This is a genomic window from Streptomyces sp. NPDC006487 (assembly GCF_042870555.1).
Classification (GTDB): Bacteria; Actinomycetota; Actinomycetes; order Streptomycetales; family Streptomycetaceae; genus Streptomyces.
The window spans coordinates 165730-182904 of sequence record NZ_JBIAHN010000002.1; the positions used below are offsets into that span (position 1 = coordinate 165730).

A 17175-nucleotide genomic window follows, 5' to 3' on the forward strand; every position below is an offset into this window, starting at 1 on the left:
ACGAACATTGATAATGTTCGTTATGGTGGTTGTCATGGAACATTCCCTTCGATCCGCCCGCGTGGCGACCTACGTCTACTTCGTCCTGTGCGGCACCCTGATGGGCGCCAACTGTCGCTCCCGGCCCACCCCGACCGCATCGAAGAGCTGCGGCTCGCCGACATCGACAGCTGGTCACGCGTCGACGACCGCATGGTCGCCTACGTGCAGTCCCTGCGGGACAGCGCCGAGGTTGCCCTGTTGTCCAACATCCCCGCCGATCACGCGGACGCCTTCCTCACCGCCCAGCCCTGGCTGCACCACCTCGACCACGTCGCCTTCTCCGGGAAGATCCGCGCGGCCAAGCCGGACCCGGCGGCGTTCCGCCACTGCACCGCCGCCCTCCACGCCGACCCCACCGACTTCCTGTTCGTCGACGACCGCGCCGAGAACGTGCGCGCCGCGCGGTCCCTCGGCATGAAAGGGCACGTCTTCACCGGTCGCGATGAACTGGCGGCAGCCCTCCGCACCTGGCTGCCGAGCCACGGATGAGGCCGCCCACGCCCGCGTACGGCCCAGCCCGGGCGATCTTCTCGGGCTCGCTCTGGCCGATCGGGTGATGTACGGGCGCGCTCGAACGCCCGTCACGTCGGGCCTGGATAGCGTGGACCAGCGCCTTCCCTTCCCTTCCCGTCCCCGAGCCACCGCGGAGCAGGTCCATGACCACCACCCCCCTCACCTCACTGACCGGGAACTACGCCCTCGACCCGGCCCACACCCAGATCGGGTTCGTGGCCCGTCACGCCATGGTCACCAAGGTCCGCGGCGCGTTCAACGAGTTCGAAGGCACCGGATACTTCGACGGCGAGGACCCCACCAAGTCCACCGTGTCCGTCACCATCAAGGCCGCCAGCATCGACACCCGCAACGAGCAGCGCGACGGCCACCTGCGCACCAACGACTTCCTCGACGCGCCGAACTTTCCCGACATCACCTTCGCCTCCACCGGGGTGCAGCAGCTCGACAGCAGCAACTTCCGGCTGACCGGCGACCTCACCATCAAGGACGTCACCCGGCCACTCAGCATCGACTTCGAGTTCCAGGGCAGCGCCACGGACCCCTACGGCAACCTGCGCGTCGGGTTCGAAGGCTCGGCCCCGATCAGCCGCAAGGACTACGGCATCACCTGGAACGCCGCGCTGGAAGGCGGAGGCGTCCTCATCGGCGACAAGGTGGTGCTGGAGTTCGAGGTCTCCGCGATCCGCCAGCCCTGACTTCGGCCCCGCCCAGGACCGGCGCCGCGCTCACGTATCGCCGCGCCGGCCCCTTCCGGGATGGACCCGAATGAAGTCCTCCGTCAACGCACGTTCGAGGTGCTGGGGGATGGCGTTCAGGACGACTGGTCGCCGGAGGACGCCGACGGTTCGGGCTCGCTCGGGGTCGGCGGCAGCCCGGTGAGGAAGGTGCGGATCTCGTCGGCCTCGGGGACCGCGAGGACGGTGTACAGGTCAAGAGCCTGTCGGGCGTGGTCGTGGGCGAGGTCGATGCGGCCGAGGTCGCGGTGGACGTGGGCCAGGCCGTCGTGGGCGCGGGCCTGCTCGGGGCGGTAGCTGCACTCGCGAGCGATGGTCAGCGCGTTGTGGTGTTCGGCCGCGGCCTGGGCGAGGTCGCCCGTGGACCGGGCGGCCTCCGCAAGGGCGTTGAGCGACTCGGCCTCGTCTCCGGGGAAGTCGAACCTGCGGCTCAGGTCCAGGGCCTGGCTGTGATGGTGCCGGGCCTCGTCGTAGCGGCCTTGCCGTTGGTACAGCAGCCCGATGTTGTTCAGCACGACGGTCTCGCCGATGCGGGACCCCGTCTCGCGGTACGCGAGCAGCGAGTTCCGGTGGTGTTCGTGGGCCTCCTCGTACCGTCCTCGGCGTCCGTGGACGATGCCGAGGTCGGTCAGGCATCTGGCTTCACCACCGCGGTCGCCGAGCTCCCGGAAGAGCTCGAGCGACTGCGCGCAGTGGTCGTGGGCTTGGTCGTACTCCCGCCGCCGCCTGAAGACGGCGCTCAGGGCTTGCAGTGCGGCGGCAGCAACGCGCTGGTCGCCGTTTGCGCGGGCGAGGTCCAGGGCCTGTCGGTAGTGTTCGGCCGCTTGCTCGTATGCGCCGTGCCACCAGAAGTGCACCTGGCCGAGATCTATGAGCGTGCGGGCTTCGGCCGCCGTGTCGCCGCTCAGGCGGGCGGCTCGCAGCGCCAGGTCGCAGAGGGTCAGCGCATCGGCCTGATGGGCGTGGCCCAGCAGGTAGCGGTGCAGGGTGGCGGCCAGTTGGCCGGCATGCGGGAGCAAGTCGTGCTCGGCCGCGTACTGGGCCGTTGCCATGAGGTTCGGGCGTTCGCCGTCCAGCCAGGTGATCGCCTCGGCCTCGTCCCGCGGGGGCGGGGCCGGGGCGTCCCGCGCGGGGATGCGCGGCCTGTGGTTCTTGCCCTCGGGGTAGAGGTGGTCGACGGCCGCGCACGCCGTGTGGAGGTAGTGGTGGAACAGCCGCCCGAGGGCCTCCCGCTGCCTGTCCGGGGGTTCCTGGGCGGCCGCGGTGGCGAGGGCGTGTTCGCGCAGCAGATCGTGGAACGTGTAGCGGCCGAGCTGGTGCTGGCTCAGGACGTGGGCGTCCAGGAGGTCTTCCAGGAGCATCTCTGCCTCCTCCAGCGGGAGGTCGGCCAGCGCGGACGCCGCCTCGGGGCTGATGTCACGGCCCGGCTGGAGCCCCAGGAGCCGGAACATCCTCTGCTGATCCCCGGTCAGCTGCTCGTAGGACAGGGTGAACGCCGCTGCCACTCCTCGCTCCGAGGTGGACAGCTCGGAGAGCCTGCGGCGCTGGTCACGGAGCCGGGCGGCCAGGTGGGCGACGGTCCAGCGCGGGCGGTGGTGCAGGCGGGCGGCAGCGATGCGGACGGCCAGCGGCAGGAATCCGCACAGCTGGAGGACGTCGAGGACGGCCAGGGGCTCGGCGGCCGCCCGTTGGCCGACGATCGCCGTGAACAGTTCCAAGGCGTCCGCGGCGGGCAGCACGTCCAGGGACAGGGCGTGTGCCCCGTCCAGGTCGGTCAGCCGTCGGCGGCTGGTGATCAGGATGAGGGCACGGGAGGATCCGGGCAGCAACTGGCGTACCTGATCAGCGCCGAGGGCGTTGTCCAGCACGGCCAGCACACGGCGGCCGGAGAGTTCGGACCGCCACAGCGCGGCGCGGTCGGCGACCGATGCGGGTATCTGCTGCGTGGGCACGCCGAGTTGTCCAAGGAGTATCTCGAGCGCGGCACCCGCGTCGAGCGGCGCCTGACCGGCGGTGTGCGCCTGCAGGTCGATGAAGAGCTGCCCGTCCGGGAAGTGGCCTGCGAGGCGGTGCCCCGCGTGGACCGCGAGCGTCGTCTTGCCGACCCCGGCCATCCCGTCGATCGCCGAAATCGTCACGATGCCGCCTTTGTTGCCCGACCACAGGCGAATCAGGCCGTCCAGCTCGCCCTCGCGTCCGGTGAAGTCCGGGACGTCGTAGGGGAGGAAGTTGTTCCCCTGCGGCTTTGCCGATGCGGTGACCGGTGGCCGCAGATCGGGGGCGTCCCGCAGGATGTCCTGTTCGAGCTTGGTGAACGCGTGTCCGGGGTCCAGTCCCTGCTGATCGGCCAGGGTCGCCCGGAAGGTTCTTGCCACGTCCAACGCGTCGGTCTGGCGTCCGGCGCGGTGCAGGGCGAGCATCAGCTGGCAGCAGAGCCGTTCCCGCAAGGGGTTGGCGGCCGCGTGGACGGACAGTTCGTCGATGAGGTCGTCGTGCCGCCCCCGGGCCAGTTCCAGCTCGGCCAGCCGCTCGACAGCGGTCAGCAGTTGCCCGTTCAGACGTACTCTGGCGCTCTGGACGTAATGGGCGCTGATGTCGGCCAGCGGTTCTCCCCGCCACAGCGCCAGCGCGGCACGCATCTGTTCCGCGGCGTCTCCCGGGTCGCCGGAGGCGGCGGCCGCCCTGGCCGTCAGGCTGGTGAACTCGTCCAGATCGAGTTGCCGCGGCTCAGGGGTGATCACGTACCCGGCCGGTCGTGTGGCCAGCATCCCGTCGGCTTCCGAAGCGCGCAGCATCCGTCGGATCGCGGCGATCGTGGTCTGGATCTGCGCTCGGGCGGAATCCGGCGGCAGCGGCCCCCACATCGCATCGATCAGGCGATCCGTACTGACCGCCACCCCGGCATGCAGCAACAAGTAGGCGAGTACCGCGCGATGGCGGGGTGCCAGACCGGGTGCGTCCGAACCGGGAGCCACGGCCTCCACCGGGCCGAGGATCGTGAACCGCATTCCGTTACTCCCGGGGTCACCAGTGCGTGCATCGAAGAGGCATCGCGAATGTATCAAGATCGACCTGCATGGTTACCGGCATGTCACTCCACACCGTTGAACCGGAGATCGCGACCGGTGAAACCGCAGCTCTGTTCACCGCCACGCACCGGGCCCTGGGGGTCATCCCCAACCTGGTCAGGGTGATGGCCAACAACCCGGCCGTATTGAAGGGGTACTTGGGCGTCGTCTCCACCCTGAGCGCGGAGGGAACGCTGCCGGCGGACGTGCGCGAGAGCATCGCGTTGCTGGTGGCGCAGGAGAACGGGTCCGACTACTGCCTGTCCGTGCATGCGTTCCGCGGGACCAGGACGGCCGGACTGACGGCGGCCGAGGCCACCAGCGCACGCCGGGGCAGGTCCGACGACCCCTGGGCCGCCGCTGTGCTGGAGCTCGCCGCATCGACGGTCCGTGACCGCGGAACCGTTGCCGACCGACAACTGGCCGCGGCCCGGCGCGCCGGCCTGTCCGACGGGCAGATCGTCGAGGTCATCGCCCATGTCGCTCTCAACGTGTTCACCAACTACCTCGCCACGGCTTCCCGTGTCGACGTCGACTGGCCGCTCCTGCGCCACACCGACTGGACGAACGCCCGAGGTACCAGAAGTACCCCGAGTACACGAAGTGCTCCACGTATCCGACCTACGAATCCCTCGATCACGAAGGCCATCACCTTGCCCACACCAGTACAAGTCAGCCCGCTCCAGCACGTCTCGGCCGCCGAAGCCCTCGCGTGGCATCAGGTCGTCGCGGCCTCGACGGCCCACGACCTGCCCGGAGTACCGACGCCCGACCCCGGACAGATCCACGCCCAGATCACCCTGCCCGCCCTGGGAAGCCGTCGGCTTCTGTGGCTGGCCACCGATGCGGACGGGGTCCCCGTCGGAGTCGCCGGACTGCGGGTGTTCACTTCCCCGGGCCAGGAGCACCTGGCCGAGCTGGAACTCCACGTCGACCCCGCACACCGCCGCCGGGGAACCGGCTCCCTGCTGCTGGCAGCGGTCGTTTCGGCCTGCCGCGCCGAGAATCGGCGCAGCCTGATCGCCACCGCCGCGGCCGACGGTCCGGGCGAAGCCTTCAGCGGACGACGGGGCTTCCGCCGGGCACTGGCCTTGAGTCACCTCGTGCTGCGCCTCGACGAGATGGATCGGGACGACCTGCTCCGGATCGCCGATGCCAAGCACCCCGGGTACCGGCTGACCAGCTGGACCGGAACGGTTCCCGACGACCTCGCCACCGCATTCGCCGCCGCCAAGAACACGATGAACGACATGCCCGTCGGTGACCTGGACTACGGGAGCGTGGCGTGGGACGCGGACCGCGTTCGCGCCATGGCCGCGGTGGTCGCCGACCGCGGTGACACGCTGCTGACCACCGCCGCCGTGCACGACAGCGGCGCCATGGCCGGCTACACCGAGATCCTGATCCCCCACGGGGCGTCGCCGCGGGTCCAGCAGTACGACACGGCGGTCGTGCCGGAGCACCGCGGCCACGGGCTGGGATTGTGGGTCAAGGCCGCCATGGTGGACCGGCTTCGCGCCGAGTACCCCGGCGCCGTCGAGATCGAGACGGACAACGCCGACGACAACGTCCACATGCTGGCCGTCAACCACCGCCTGGGGTTCCGCTCCTACCGGCACACCTGCGAGCTCCAGCTCGACGTGCCCGCGACCTGATCCGTGGCCGCCTCCATCTCAGCCCCGATCCGGTCGCCGCCGCTCCGCGGAGGTACGGACGTCCTCCCGCCCGAGCAGCGCGACCAGCGGGCGGCCGGTCTGATCCTGGCACTCACCCTTTTGATTCGGGACACTGTTGATCATTCCCGCCGCCTTCACCGTCTCGAGTCCAGGGTGAAGGCAACACGATTCGCCAGACGACGAAACAGGAGATTCAAGAAGTGCGTGTAGTTCTGTCGACATATGGGTCGCGTGGGGACGTCGAACCGCTGGTGGGGCTCGCGGTGCGGTTGCGGGAACTCGGCGCGGAGGTGCGGGTGTGCGCGCCACCGGACGAGGACTTCGCGGAGCGGCTCGCCGCGATAGGCGTGTCCGTGGTGGGCGTCGGCCAGTCGGCTCGCGCGCTGACGACCGCGGCGCCGCCGCCGTCGAAGGCCAATCTGCCGCAGCGCGCAGCCGAATTGATGACCAGTCAATTCGAGGTGATCCCCTCGGTCGCAGAGGATTGCGACCTACTGGTCGCGACGGGCGCGATGCCGGCCATCGCCGGGGCTCGGTCGGTGGCCGAGAAGTTGGGCATCCACCATGTCTCCGTGGTCTTCCAGCAGCTGACGCTGCCCTCGCCTCAGCGCCCGCCGCTCGCGTACCCGGGGCGGCCGTTCCCACCGGAGGTGACCGACAACCGGGCGCTGTGGAAGCTGGACGCCCAGAGCATCGACGCGCTGTTCGGTGAGGCGCTGAACACCTGTCGGGCGTCGATCGGCCTGCCTCCGGTGGACAACGTCCGCGACTACGCCTTCGGCGACCGGCCGTGGCTGGCGACGGACCCGGTGCTGGATCCGTGGCCGGCGACGCCGGACCTCGACGTCGTGCAGACCGGTGCGTGGGTGCTGCCCGACGAGCGGCCGCTCCCGGCGGAGCTGGTGACCTTCCTCGAGGCCGGCGCGCCGCCCGTGTACGTGGGATTCGGCAGCATGGCCGTGCGCGGAGGCGAGCAGGCTGCGCGGGTGGCCATCGAGGCGGTCCGCGCACAGGGCCGCCGGGTCCTCGTCGGGCGCGGCTGGGCGGAACTGGGCCTCGTTGACGACCGGGACGACTGCTTCGCCGTCGGCGAGGTCAACCACCAGCAACTGTTCGCACGAGTGGCTGCCGTGGTGCACCACGGCGGCGCGGGGACGACAACGACGGCCGCTCGGGCCGGCGCTCCGCAGGTGGTGGTGCCCCAGCTTGCGGACCAGCCGTACTGGGCCGCCCGGGTGGCCGGCCTGGGCATCGGTGCAGCACACGACGGCCCGGTTCCGACCACCGAGTCCCTGTCGGCCGCGCTCAGGACGGCCCTGGACCCGGACACCGTCAACCGGGCCGAGGCCGTGGCCCGCACGGTCCGCACCGACGGGGCGATGCTGGCGGCAAAGCTGCTCGTCGACGCCGTCGGCTGAGGATGCCGAGACCGGCCGCAGGTCCCGATACTCCCCCGCGGCCCGGGCCGACGCCCCGCCACCACCGCCCGACACGAACCGGCCCAAGGGGCCCGGGGCAAGATCCGATCGGGTCCTGCCGCACGATTGCCGGCCGAGACCGGCACCCACAGAAATGAGAATGACGACATGCGCGTGCTGTTGATGGCGTACGGATCCCGCGGCGACATCGCACCGCTGGCAGGACTGGCGGCTGAGCTCCGGAACCGCGGCGCGGAGGTCCGCGTGTGCGCGCCGCCGGACGAGGAGTTCGCGGAACTGCTGGCCGGTGTCGGCGCCGAGCTGGTGCCCTTCGGGCGGGACGTGCGCGCGCTGCGGACGGACGCGCCGCCGTCGGACCCGGCCGCCTTCGCCGCCGAGCTGGTCGCCGCGCACTTCGACACGGTCGGCAAGGCAGCCGAGGGCTGTGACGTGCTGGTGGCAAGCGGTCTGATGCCGGCCGGAGCCCGGTCGGTGGCCGAGAAGCTGGGCATCCGCTACGTGTACGCCGGCTTCCACCCGTTCGAGATGCCCTCCGAGCACTATCGGCCGTCGCCGCGGCCCGGCCCGCCGGCTCCGCCCGGCATGACCGACAACCAGGCACTGTGGGACCTGGACGTCCACAAGGTGAACGCCCTCTACCTCCAGCCCCTCAACGCCCACCGCGCGGCGATCGGCCTCGCGCCGGTGGACAACGTCCGCGACCACGTGTTCACCGAACGGCCGTGGCTGGCGGTGGACCCGGTCCTGGGCCCCTGGCAGCAACTGACGAACCTCGACGTCATACAGACCGGCGCCTGGATCCTGCCCGACGAACGCCCCTTGCCCGCCGATCTGGAGGCGTTCCTGGACGCCGGCACCGCACCGGTGTACGTCGGCTTCGGCAGCATGCCCATGGGAACGGCTTCCGACATCGCCCGGACAGCAGTCGAAGCGGCCCGCGCGCAGGGCCGCCGCGTGCTCGTCTCCCGCGGCTGGGCCGACCTGGGCCTGGTGGATGACTCGGACGACTGCTTCGCCGTCGGCGACGTCAACCACCAGTCCCTGTTCCACCGGGTCGCGGCCGTCGTCCACCACGGCGGCGCGGGCACCACGACCACGGCCGCCCGGGCCGGTGCACCCCAGGTGGTGGTTCCCCAGTTCGTCGACCAGCCGCACTGGGCGGCCCGTGTGGCCGAGCTGGGCATCGGCGCGGCACACGACGGCCCGACCCCGACCTTCGAATCCCTGTCCGCCGCACTCGGGACGGCCCTGACCACGGAGACCGGAGCACGGGCGAAGGCCGTCGCCGCCACGATCCGCACCGACGGCACGGCGGTGGCCGCCAAGCTGCTCCTCGACACGGAGCACACAGTGCCGATGAGCCGTGAACAGATCTCCGCGATCGCCCACGCCGACCACCCGATCAAGTCTCCGCTCGCCGACGAGTCGGTCAGCGGCCTACTCGAACGCGGCCTCCCGCGGGGCGACGAGCGCGTGCTCGATCTCGGATGCGGCACGGCGGAGTGGCTCCTGCGCGCGCTGGCGAAGCGCCCACACCTGCGCGCCGAGGGCGTCGACGTCTCCGAGGTCTCCCTGACGCGGGCCCGCCAGGCGGCGAGGGAACTCGGAGTCGGAGACCGGCTGGTCCTCCACCAGCAGGAGGCCGCGGACTTCGGCTCTCCTCAGCCGTTCGACCTGGTGATCAGCGTCGGCGCCACGCATGCCTTCGGCGGTCTCCTCCCCACCCTCGCAGCGGCCCGCAAGCACCTGGCTCCCGGCGGCCGCGTTCTGCTGGGCGAGTCGTTCTGGGACCGCGCCCCTTCACCGGAGGCCGCCGAGATGTTCGGTGACCTCGCCGACCTGGCGACCACGGTGGACAGCGTCGTCGCCGACGGATGGACCCCCGTCCACGGCCATGTCAGCACCCGCAGCGAGCTGGACGCGTACGAGTGGGCTTGCTGGGGCTCGCTGGCCGCGTGGGCCCTGGATCACGCCGGCGATCCAGCTGCCGCGCAGGTACTCGAGACGGCCAACGCCGCGCGTTCGGATTGGCTGCACGGGTACCGGGACAGCTTCGGATTCCTCTGCCTGGTCCTGCGTCGAACATCGGTTTGATGCCAGAGGGCCGTCTTCAATCCATTCATCGGGCCCTGACGCCCAGGGCCGACCCGATGGCCGACGCCGAAGTGTGGCGGCCGGAAAGTGAGCACACAGATGCAACCGACGTTCGTGCTCGTCCACGGAGCCTTCGCGAACTCCTTCTCCTTCGCACCCCTCCAGGCTGAACTCGGCCTCCTCGGGCACCGTTCGGTCGCCGTCGACCTGCCCGGCCACGGGTTCCAGGCGACCTTCACCCGCGCCTACCAGTCGCCACAGGACCCCGAGGGGCTCGCCACCGCGCCCGGCTCGATCAAAGGCGTCACGCTCGCCGACAACGTCGCCCACCTCATCGGGATCCTCGAACGGGCCAAGCGCAACGGCCCCGTGATCCTCGTCGCCCACAGCCGGGGCGGCATCACGGTGACGGCCGCGGCCAACGCACGCCCGGACCTGATCGAGCGCATCGTCTACGTCTCGGCCTGGTGCCCCGTCCGCCTCGACGTCAGCGACTACTACGCCGAGCCGGAGATGGCCACGGTCGACCCCGCCGCCTTCGCTTCGGCGCTGGCGGGAAACCCCGCCGACCTCGGCCTGCTCCGCGTCAACTTCCGCACCGCGAACCCGGACGCGCTCGCGGCGTTCAAGGCGGCCTTCCTCGCCGACGGCACCGACGAGCAGTTCCACACCTTCCTGAACACCTTCCAGCCCGACGAGAACCTCGACGTCGGCGGCCACTCCGACCGGGCGCAGGCCGCGACCTGGGGTCGCATCCCCAAGACCTACATCCGCCTGGCCGACGACACGAGCCTGCCGCTTGCCCTTCAGGACCGGCTGATCCGGGAGGGCAACGAGCTGACGCCCGACAACCCGTACGACGTCCGCACACTGGCGGGCAGCCACCTACAGTGGCTGGTCTCCCCCGCGCCGGCGGCCCGGGTCCTGGGCGAACTCGCCACGCTCCCGGCCCCGTTCGCTCACGCCTGACCGGACAGCACGGGCATCACGGACAGCACGGGCAGCACGGGCAGTGCCGGCATTCCCCGCCCGGATCCCATGCGCGGTCCGGCCGGCCGACACGCAGAGGCGTCCACTCGCCCCGATCCGGTGGGGCCAGGAGCTACTGTCTGAGTGAGACCCCGTCGAATCCCCCCCTCGACGGGGTCTCACCGCATACCCGGAACAGTCGTCGAGCAGCCTTCATCGCTTCGGCTCGTCCGCACGGGCTCACCCGGTCAGGGTGGCAAGACCGGTGGTCACTGCCCGCGGGAGTCGATGAGGCGGCGCATTTTGCCGACCGAGCGTTTGAGTGTTTCCGGGTCGACGACGTCCACGGTGACCGATACCCCAAAGCCGTCCTTGACCGCCTTGGCGAGGATGCCCGCGGCGGCGGCGCGTCCATCCGGCGTCGCGTCCGGCCTTGCCTCGACCCGGACGGTCAGGTGGTCCATGCGGCCGCGCCGGGGCAGCTCCAGCCAAAAGTGCGGGGCGCGGGCGGGATGGCGGAGGTGTACCTGGCCCGCTCGCCCGGGCTGAGACTGCTCGCCCTACCGGCGGGGTGGGTTTCGCTGCTCTCGCTCGTTTCACTCGTCTCGCTCGGTTCACTGGTCTCACTCGTGCCGGATCTCAAAAACCCGTCACCCGAATCCGGATCTTCGTCACCGCCGGCGCCGACCAGACCAAGGAATTGATCGACCTTATCCTGGAGTGCATTCTTCGCTGCAGTCATGACTCTTCTCCCCAATCTCGCAGCGAATGAGCCAATGATGTGAACCTGCCGCCGCACCGAGTATGCCCGGAGGCTGACAAGGGGACGGGGCTTCGAAAATGCGCGAGGGCGTCACAGGGCGCCGCCTCCGGGGAACCTCACCGGGCTTCTGTGCAGAGCTTTCGCGGCCTGCAAAACTCAAGATACTACGGCTGGCAAGTGAGCGCCCGACGAACGTACTTGAAGCCTGCCGCCCGGCGCCTGGAGGCCCACCGATCTCGGCGCCGTCAGCGCGCCTGGGCGCCGGGGGCGGCCGGGGTGCGGGCGATGGCCCCAACGCCGAGGGCTCATCCGGCGGATCACGGGCCGAGCCAAGATCGGACCGAGGCGAGGGCCGGCCGGTGCCCTCATCATGTTGACCGCCCGCGGCAGGCAGTGCTGGAGTCGGGACGTGAACAGCATCCCCGCCAACCGGCGGCTCTGGAACCAGATCAGCAGCGCCTACCAGCACGAGCACGACCCGCAGATCGGCGCCGCACCCCGGCTGTGGGGCATGTACTCCATCCCCGATGCGCACCTGCACGCCCTGGGCGACGTCACCGGCAAACGCGTCCTCGAACTCGGCTGCGGCGCCGGCCAGTGGTCCAGGGCGCTCTCCGCCGAGGGCGCCACCGTGGTCGGACTCGACCTGTCCGAAGCCCAACTCGCCTCAGCAGCGGACGCGATGGGAACAGCCCGCTACCCGTTGGTGCAAGGCGCCGCCGAACAGCTCCCCTTCGCCACCGGCAGCTTCGACCTGGTGTTCTGCGACTTCGGTGGCATCAGCTGGGCGCCCCCGCACCTGGCCGTCCCGCAGGCCGCACGCGTCTTGCGCCGAGGCGGACGCCTGGTGTTCAACGTCGCCAGCCCATGGTTCGAAGCTTGCTACGACGAAGCTGCCAGCCGCGTGACCACGACGCTGCAGCGGGACTACTTCGGGCTGAACACCATCGCCGAAGGCGACGGCGCGACCAGCTATCAGCTCACCTACGGCGACTGGGTCAAGGTCCTGCGCGGCGCGGGTCTGATCATCGACGACCTCATCGAGCCTCGGCCCGAACCCGGAACACCCAACGGCTACAACGAAACCGACCCACCCGACTGGGCACACCGCTGGCCGGCGGAACTGCTCTGGGTATCCCACAAGCCGTAGGGTCCGCCACGCCGATGCGTGAAGGCACCCCCTTGCCAGGCAGGCCCTGAGGACCTGCGCGCGTGAAACCGGCCTGTGGATACTGCGGCTACGCCACCTGGAAAGTACGATCAAGCAATGTCTGACATGACCGAAACCACGCCCGGCTGGCTGACCACGGATGAGCTTGAAGTGGCCAGGGCCCAGATGCCGATCCTGTACGTGACAGCGGTTCCGGTGCGGGTAGACGAGAGCGGCGAAGTCACCGGCATCGGACTGCTGTTGCGCATGGGTCCGGACGGCACGGTCAGCCGGACCCTCGTGTCCGGACGCGTCCTGCACCACGAGCGGGTCCGTGACGCGCTGTTGCGCCATTTGGAAAAGGATCTCGGCCCGGTGGCCCTGCCCCGCGTCCCCGCTTCCCTCCAGCCCTTCACCGTCGCCGAGTACTTCCCCACCGCCGGAATCACCGCCTATCACGACCCCCGCCAGCACGCGGTGTCGCTGGCCTACGTCGTCCCCGTGGCCGGCGACTGCCGGCCCCGCCAGGACGCACTGAACCTGGTCTGGTTCAGTCCCCAGGAGGCCGCCGACCTGGCCGTGCACGACGAGATGCCCGGCGGCCACGGCGTGCTGCTGAAACAGGCACTCGCACACACAGGACACACCTACTGAAACCGGGCCGACGTACGCGGCTCCATTCCCGCCCCGGCGTGCCCCGGCCCAGCGGTGTCCCCCGGCGGCATAGCGTGGGCTGGCGAGTCCCGGCATCGGAAGCGAAGGTGGCCGTACATGAGGTCGGAACAGAACAGCGGCCGGGATGTGATCGTGGTCGGTGCGGGCGCGGCCGGGCTTGCCTGCGCCGCGGACCTGGTCGCCGCAGGCCTCCGGGTCAGCCTGCTGGAGGGCTCGGACGCCGTCGGCGGGCGCATCCGCACCGACCGTGTCTCCGGCTTCGTCACCGACCGCGGCTTCCAGGTTTTCAACACCGCGTATCCGCAAGTGAAGCGTCGCCTCACGCTGCGTCCCCTGCGCCTGCGGCCGTTCACCCCGGGGGCACTCGTACACAGCGGAGGGGGGCGGCTCCTGAGGTTCACGGATCCCACCCGTCGGCCTCGCGAAAGCCGCGATCTGCTGCCCGGTCGACTGGCCTCGGCCCGCGACCTCGCCGCGCTCGGACTCCTGACCGCACAGGACGCGGTCCTGCCGGCCGGGCGTCTGCGCGCGCGAGCCGACCGAACGACCCTCACCGCTCTGACGGACGCCGGACTCTCCACCGAGCTGATCGAGACGTTCTTCAGGCCCTTCCTCTCCGGCGTGTTCCTGGAAGACGGTCTGGAAACCTCTTCACGGTTCTTCCACTTCGTCTGGCGCAGCATGGTCCGCGGCACCCTGTGTCTGCCCGCCGACGGAATCGGCGCCGTCCCCGCCCAACTCGCCGCAGCCCTGCCCCACTCCGTCCTGAGCACCGGCACCCAGGTCGCCCGCCTCACCGCCGAAGGGGTGGTCCTGGCGGACGGTACCGAACACCACGCGCCCACGGTCGTGGTCGCCACCCACCCAGCGGCGGCGGTCCGGCTGCTGCCCACGCTGAAGGTGCCCGGGGGCCGCACGGTCACGACCCTCTACCACGCGGCCGATCGTTCCCCACTGCGGGAGCCCACACTCCTCATCGACACCGCACGCCGGTTCCTCAACACCTGCGTGCTGACCGAGGTACACCCCCGCTACGCCCCTGACGGCCGGGCACTGATCTCCACCTCGGTCCTCGGCGCGCCCGACCCGACCGAGGAAGCAGTGGTCCGGGCCGCACTCGCCGAGGCGTACGGCGCCGACACCGACTCCTGGCAGCTGGTACACCGTTACACCGTCCACGACGCGCTGCCCGCGATGCCGCCTCCGATGCCGCTGAGCCGGACAAGCAGGTTCGCCCCCGGCCGATACGTCTGCGGTGACCACCGGGCAACCGGGTCGCTCCAGGGCGCCCTGGCCTCCGGGGCCAGGGCCGCCCGCGAAGTCCTGGCGGACATCCAGCACTGATCCCCCCGTGAAGGATGCATGGCGCCCATCAACCCGCGGTTCAGTGCTCGCAGAGGGAGAACTCCCGTTCGTAGAGCTGCTCGTTGTGTTCGTCGACGAAGAACTTCCTTTCCTTCATGAGTTCCTCGCGGTACGCCTTGGCCTGCTCCAGCGTCATGGTGGAGGTGTCGGACCAGGGCTGCTGCGGCGGCACGTCGGAGGTCGAAACGATCCGCTCCGCCGGGTCGACCAGGAAGAACGCGAGGATCTTGCGATGCCCCGGGCGGGTGGGGTCCGCGAGGCGGAACGCGTCCACGCGGTGCTGCAGGACGTTGGGGAAGGCCAGGCAGCGGCCCGCCGGGGTCGGTACCGATCCCAGCGCCTGGTTCAGCGCGTCTTCGTTCTGAAGGCCATAGACCTCGCACACCCCGGCGTCGTCGTTCTGTTCATACTCGGGGTCGTGGAGTGCGGACCGGAATCCCAGCCGGCTCTCGGTGATGTTCTCGCTGTCCCAGTAGTAGATGCCGGTGGACACGATCCGCTCGTTCAGCATGCCCTCGACGTGCCAGGAACCGCCGGGGTACTCGGGCTGGTCCGGGGTGAGGTGAACGGTGGCGAGTTTGACGATGACCTGGAGCCGGCGGCCGCGCAGGTCGACCCGCGCGGAGGCGTCGGGCAGCGCGGGCGGGCTGAAGGCCGGAGCGTCGGGGACGATCGGGCTGCGGTCCTCCCGCCAGGCCTCATAGGCCACTTCCCAGGCATCACGGGCATCCATGTAGGTCGCATTGTCGCTGTAGGACGACTGGCGCGGATGCTCCGGTTCCGAGTCGTACCAGCCGTAAGGATCGGCCTCGATCCGCAGGGGCCGCGGGTGCCGCAGATCGGTGAGCACGTTCTCGAACAGTGGGCGCAGGCGCGCGAACACGTCCGGCAGTACGGACGCCAGCGCGCGATGCGCCTCGGGGTGGACGTTGTTGACGTAGGAGCGGAAGGCGACGGCGCCGTCGTCACTGACGTCGACGTCCGTGGGCAGCCACTGGAACCTCTCCGAGAACTCGTACTTCGAGTAGTGATTCGTCGGGTTCCGCCAGGCCCGCTCGGGCCCTCCGCTCACCTCCCTCACCAGGCAGAACAGTGAGGGGTGCACGAGATCCAGCACCTGGCCGTCGGATCCGGGATGCCAGTCCAGCCCTGCTTCGGGCACCTCTTCCAGGACCCGGACCGCCTCACCCAACCGGGACCTGAGCTGCTCGTCGACGAGGTCGTCCGACTGCCAGACGCCGTCGACCGCGGACACCTCGATGCCCGTGCGCGCATCCCGCAACGCGGCGTAGTACCCCAACTCGGCGAGAACGTAGCGCACCTGCGCTTCGGTCAGGCCCTGCGCAACCGCTTCCCGTGTCCACCTGGTGGCGATGTCGGCGTCGTTCATCTTGTCGAACCACGCGGGCTTGGAGCGCAGGTGCGAGCTGCACTGCATCATCTGCAGCTCCCGCAGCGTCCGGGGCTCCGCGAACGCCTGGGAACGGGAGGTATGGAAAGGCAGGGGAAACGCGGACAGGCCGGTCACTTCTGGTGGTCCTCACAGTCGGGGTGCGGTGCCCGGAAGAATAGCCCTGCCCACTGACAGCACAGCCGCGGCCCCGGGCAGGACCGCCTTCGCCCCGAACCAGCCGACGGCTGGGTGTCCGGCGGCATCAACGGCCCGGGCGTGCGCGTGGTCGACGCGCTGTCGGGCCGTCTCACGGTTGAGGTCCACCGAGAGCCCTCCGGAGCGGCCGGTCCGCCACCACCAGCCGGAACTTCGGCCCTTGGCCGAGTAGTTGATGGGGCGAAGTGAATCCCGGCGCGTAATTCGCAGGCGTGCAGCCATGGGAGGGACCTATGGTGCCCGTCATGATGGACTGGAAGAGCGTCGAGGCCGCCGATTGTGCCGTACCTGGCGGCGGGTCCATGGACGATCTCGTGTGCGAGCTGTCCCGTGCCCTGGCAGATCCCGATCCGCTGGTCCGGGACGGTGCGCCCTACACCGTCCTGGCGGTCTGGATCGCCCGGGGGGTGATCGGGAGGTCCAGGCGGCTGGAGTTGGGGGACGAGATGGCCGCCCGGTTCACCGACCGGCGCATCCAGGCCCGTAGCTTCGCTCCGCTCGTGCTCGAGATGCTGGTGGCGGCGGGAGACTTCAAGGCCGACTGGGTCGAGGCATTCGAGGACTGGTACCCGGCTGAGGTGGATCTGCGCGGCCACGACGAGAGGCTCGGCTGGCTTCACGCGGTGGCGCACGGCGCGGATCTGCTGGCCGGCTTCGGCCGGCACCCCGAGGTGGCGCCGGTGCGGATGCTGGACCTTGCCGCCGCGCGGCTGACGGCGCCCACCGACCACGTGTACGAGCAGATGGAGGACGACCGCTTGGCCCGGGCCATCGCCCGGGTCCTCACCCGCACCGACCTGAGCGAACGCGACTCCGTCGGTTGGCTGGATCCGGTCGCCGACCGCTTCGGGGCCGACCGGATCAGCACCCCGGTGCCCGCCCACCTCAGCAACTGCCTGCGTACCCTGCGCCTGCTCTACGTCCTCGCCGACCGGGGCGTGCGGCCCGCGGGCGAACTCCCCGCGGAGCCGCTGCACCACCGCGACGCGGTCAAGTCCGGTATCGCCGCCGTTCTCGACCGGATCGTCAGGCGCTGAGCGCCGGTACCTGGTTCGGGCGGTCGGAGCGGAGTGTG

General features: G+C 70.3%; 12 protein-coding genes and 2 pseudogenes. 11 read left to right on the forward strand and 3 right to left on the reverse strand.

All coding sequences use genetic code 11. The features are described from left to right. Nucleotides 1–87: 87 nt before the first annotated feature. Both ACFYM0_RS03515 and ACFYM0_RS03520 read left to right on the forward strand, forming a co-directional pair. Nucleotides 88–531: an HAD-IA family hydrolase gene (locus ACFYM0_RS03515; RefSeq protein WP_388496086.1), complete on the forward strand. Its 444-nt coding sequence runs from the start codon at nucleotides 88–90 to the stop codon at nucleotides 529–531. A 167-nt stretch (nucleotides 532–698) separates the two neighbouring features. Next, nucleotides 699–1253 carry a YceI family protein gene (locus tag ACFYM0_RS03520; protein WP_388496088.1) on the forward strand — a complete coding sequence of 185 codons (555 nt, stop codon included), beginning with the start codon at nucleotides 699–701 and terminating at the stop codon, nucleotides 1251–1253. A gap of 116 nt (nucleotides 1254–1369) precedes the next feature. Here ACFYM0_RS03520 and ACFYM0_RS03525 read toward each other — a convergent pair whose 3' ends face one another. Then, nucleotides 1370–4300 (reverse strand): BTAD domain-containing putative transcriptional regulator, encoded by a 2931-nt coding sequence (locus ACFYM0_RS03525; protein ID WP_388496090.1) that lies wholly within the window; start codon nucleotides 4298–4300, stop codon nucleotides 1370–1372. Between the two features lie 80 nt (nucleotides 4301–4380). On the opposite strand from ACFYM0_RS03525, the gene ACFYM0_RS03530 reads away from it, so the two are divergent. The 5 genes and pseudogenes from ACFYM0_RS03530 to ACFYM0_RS03550 all read left to right on the forward strand — a co-directional run bounded on the left by ACFYM0_RS03530 (nucleotide 4381) and on the right by ACFYM0_RS03550 (nucleotide 10538). Beyond that, nucleotides 4381–6015 (forward strand): GNAT family N-acetyltransferase, encoded by a 1635-nt coding sequence (locus tag ACFYM0_RS03530; RefSeq protein WP_388496092.1) that lies wholly within the window; start codon nucleotides 4381–4383, stop codon nucleotides 6013–6015. A 221-nt stretch (nucleotides 6016–6236) separates the two neighbouring features. After that, nucleotides 6237–7454, forward strand: coding sequence for a glycosyltransferase (locus ACFYM0_RS03535; RefSeq protein WP_388496093.1), 1218 nt, complete (start codon nucleotides 6237–6239; stop codon nucleotides 7452–7454). 168 nt (nucleotides 7455–7622) lie between these two features. Further along, nucleotides 7623–8813 (forward strand): annotated as a pseudogene (locus tag ACFYM0_RS03540) (glycosyltransferase); the annotation flags it as partial. An 18-nt stretch (nucleotides 8814–8831) separates the two neighbouring features. Further along, complete coding sequence (locus tag ACFYM0_RS03545; protein WP_388496732.1) at nucleotides 8832–9569, forward strand: SAM-dependent methyltransferase; 738 nt, start codon at nucleotides 8832–8834, stop codon at nucleotides 9567–9569. 99 nt (nucleotides 9570–9668) lie between these two features. Beyond that, nucleotides 9669–10538, forward strand: a complete 870-nt coding sequence (locus tag ACFYM0_RS03550; protein ID WP_388496095.1) for an alpha/beta fold hydrolase — start codon at nucleotides 9669–9671, stop codon at nucleotides 10536–10538. 269 nt (nucleotides 10539–10807) lie between these two features. Here ACFYM0_RS03550 and ACFYM0_RS03555 read toward each other — a convergent pair. Then, nucleotides 10808–11056 (reverse strand): annotated as a pseudogene (locus tag ACFYM0_RS03555) (phenylacetate--CoA ligase); the annotation flags it as partial. Nucleotides 11057–11710: 654 nt separating this feature from the next. On the opposite strand from ACFYM0_RS03555, the gene ACFYM0_RS03560 reads away from it, so the two are divergent. The 3 genes from ACFYM0_RS03560 to ACFYM0_RS03570 all read left to right on the forward strand — a co-directional run bounded on the left by ACFYM0_RS03560 (nucleotide 11711) and on the right by ACFYM0_RS03570 (nucleotide 14470). Next, nucleotides 11711–12451, forward strand: coding sequence for a class I SAM-dependent methyltransferase (locus ACFYM0_RS03560; protein ID WP_388496097.1), 741 nt, complete (start codon nucleotides 11711–11713; stop codon nucleotides 12449–12451). Between the two features lie 126 nt (nucleotides 12452–12577). Then, nucleotides 12578–13105 (forward strand): NUDIX hydrolase family protein, encoded by a 528-nt coding sequence (locus ACFYM0_RS03565; RefSeq protein WP_388496734.1) that lies wholly within the window; start codon nucleotides 12578–12580, stop codon nucleotides 13103–13105. A 117-nt stretch (nucleotides 13106–13222) separates the two neighbouring features. Then, nucleotides 13223–14470, forward strand: a complete 1248-nt coding sequence (locus tag ACFYM0_RS03570; protein ID WP_388496099.1) for an NAD(P)/FAD-dependent oxidoreductase — start codon at nucleotides 13223–13225, stop codon at nucleotides 14468–14470. 40 nt (nucleotides 14471–14510) lie between these two features. Here the strand turns inward: ACFYM0_RS03570 and ACFYM0_RS03575 are convergent, their stop codons facing one another. Continuing rightward, on the reverse strand, nucleotides 14511–16019 hold the full coding sequence (locus ACFYM0_RS03575) for a DUF4246 domain-containing protein (protein ID WP_388496100.1): 1509 nt from the start codon (nucleotides 16017–16019) through the stop codon (nucleotides 14511–14513). Nucleotides 16020–16345: 326 nt separating this feature from the next. Here ACFYM0_RS03575 and ACFYM0_RS03580 point away from each other — a divergent pair, with 326 nt between their 5' ends. Continuing rightward, nucleotides 16346–17137: a DUF2785 domain-containing protein gene (locus ACFYM0_RS03580; protein ID WP_388496102.1), complete on the forward strand. Its 792-nt coding sequence runs from the start codon at nucleotides 16346–16348 to the stop codon at nucleotides 17135–17137. Nucleotides 17138–17175 lie beyond the last annotated feature (38 nt).

What these genes read in the sequence shown, in the direction of transcription:
- ACFYM0_RS03545 (WP_388496732.1), top strand. Translation starts at nt 8,832, where the DNA reads ATGAGCCGTGAACAGATCTCCGCGATCGCCCACGCCGACCACCCGATC.
- ACFYM0_RS03570 (WP_388496099.1), top strand. Translation starts at nt 13,223, where the DNA reads ATGAGGTCGGAACAGAACAGCGGCCGGGATGTGATCGTGGTCGGTGCG.
- ACFYM0_RS03520 (WP_388496088.1), top strand. Translation starts at nt 699, where the DNA reads ATGACCACCACCCCCCTCACCTCACTGACCGGGAACTACGCCCTCGAC.
- ACFYM0_RS03530 (WP_388496092.1), top strand. Translation starts at nt 4,381, where the DNA reads ATGTCACTCCACACCGTTGAACCGGAGATCGCGACCGGTGAAACCGCA.
- ACFYM0_RS03550 (WP_388496095.1), top strand. Translation starts at nt 9,669, where the DNA reads ATGCAACCGACGTTCGTGCTCGTCCACGGAGCCTTCGCGAACTCCTTC.
- ACFYM0_RS03580 (WP_388496102.1), top strand. Translation starts at nt 16,346, where the DNA reads ATGATGGACTGGAAGAGCGTCGAGGCCGCCGATTGTGCCGTACCTGGC.
- ACFYM0_RS03565 (WP_388496734.1), top strand. Translation starts at nt 12,578, where the DNA reads ATGACCGAAACCACGCCCGGCTGGCTGACCACGGATGAGCTTGAAGTG.
- ACFYM0_RS03525 (WP_388496090.1), bottom strand. Translation starts at nt 4,300, where the DNA reads ATGCGGTTCACGATCCTCGGCCCGGTGGAGGCCGTGGCTCCCGGTTCG.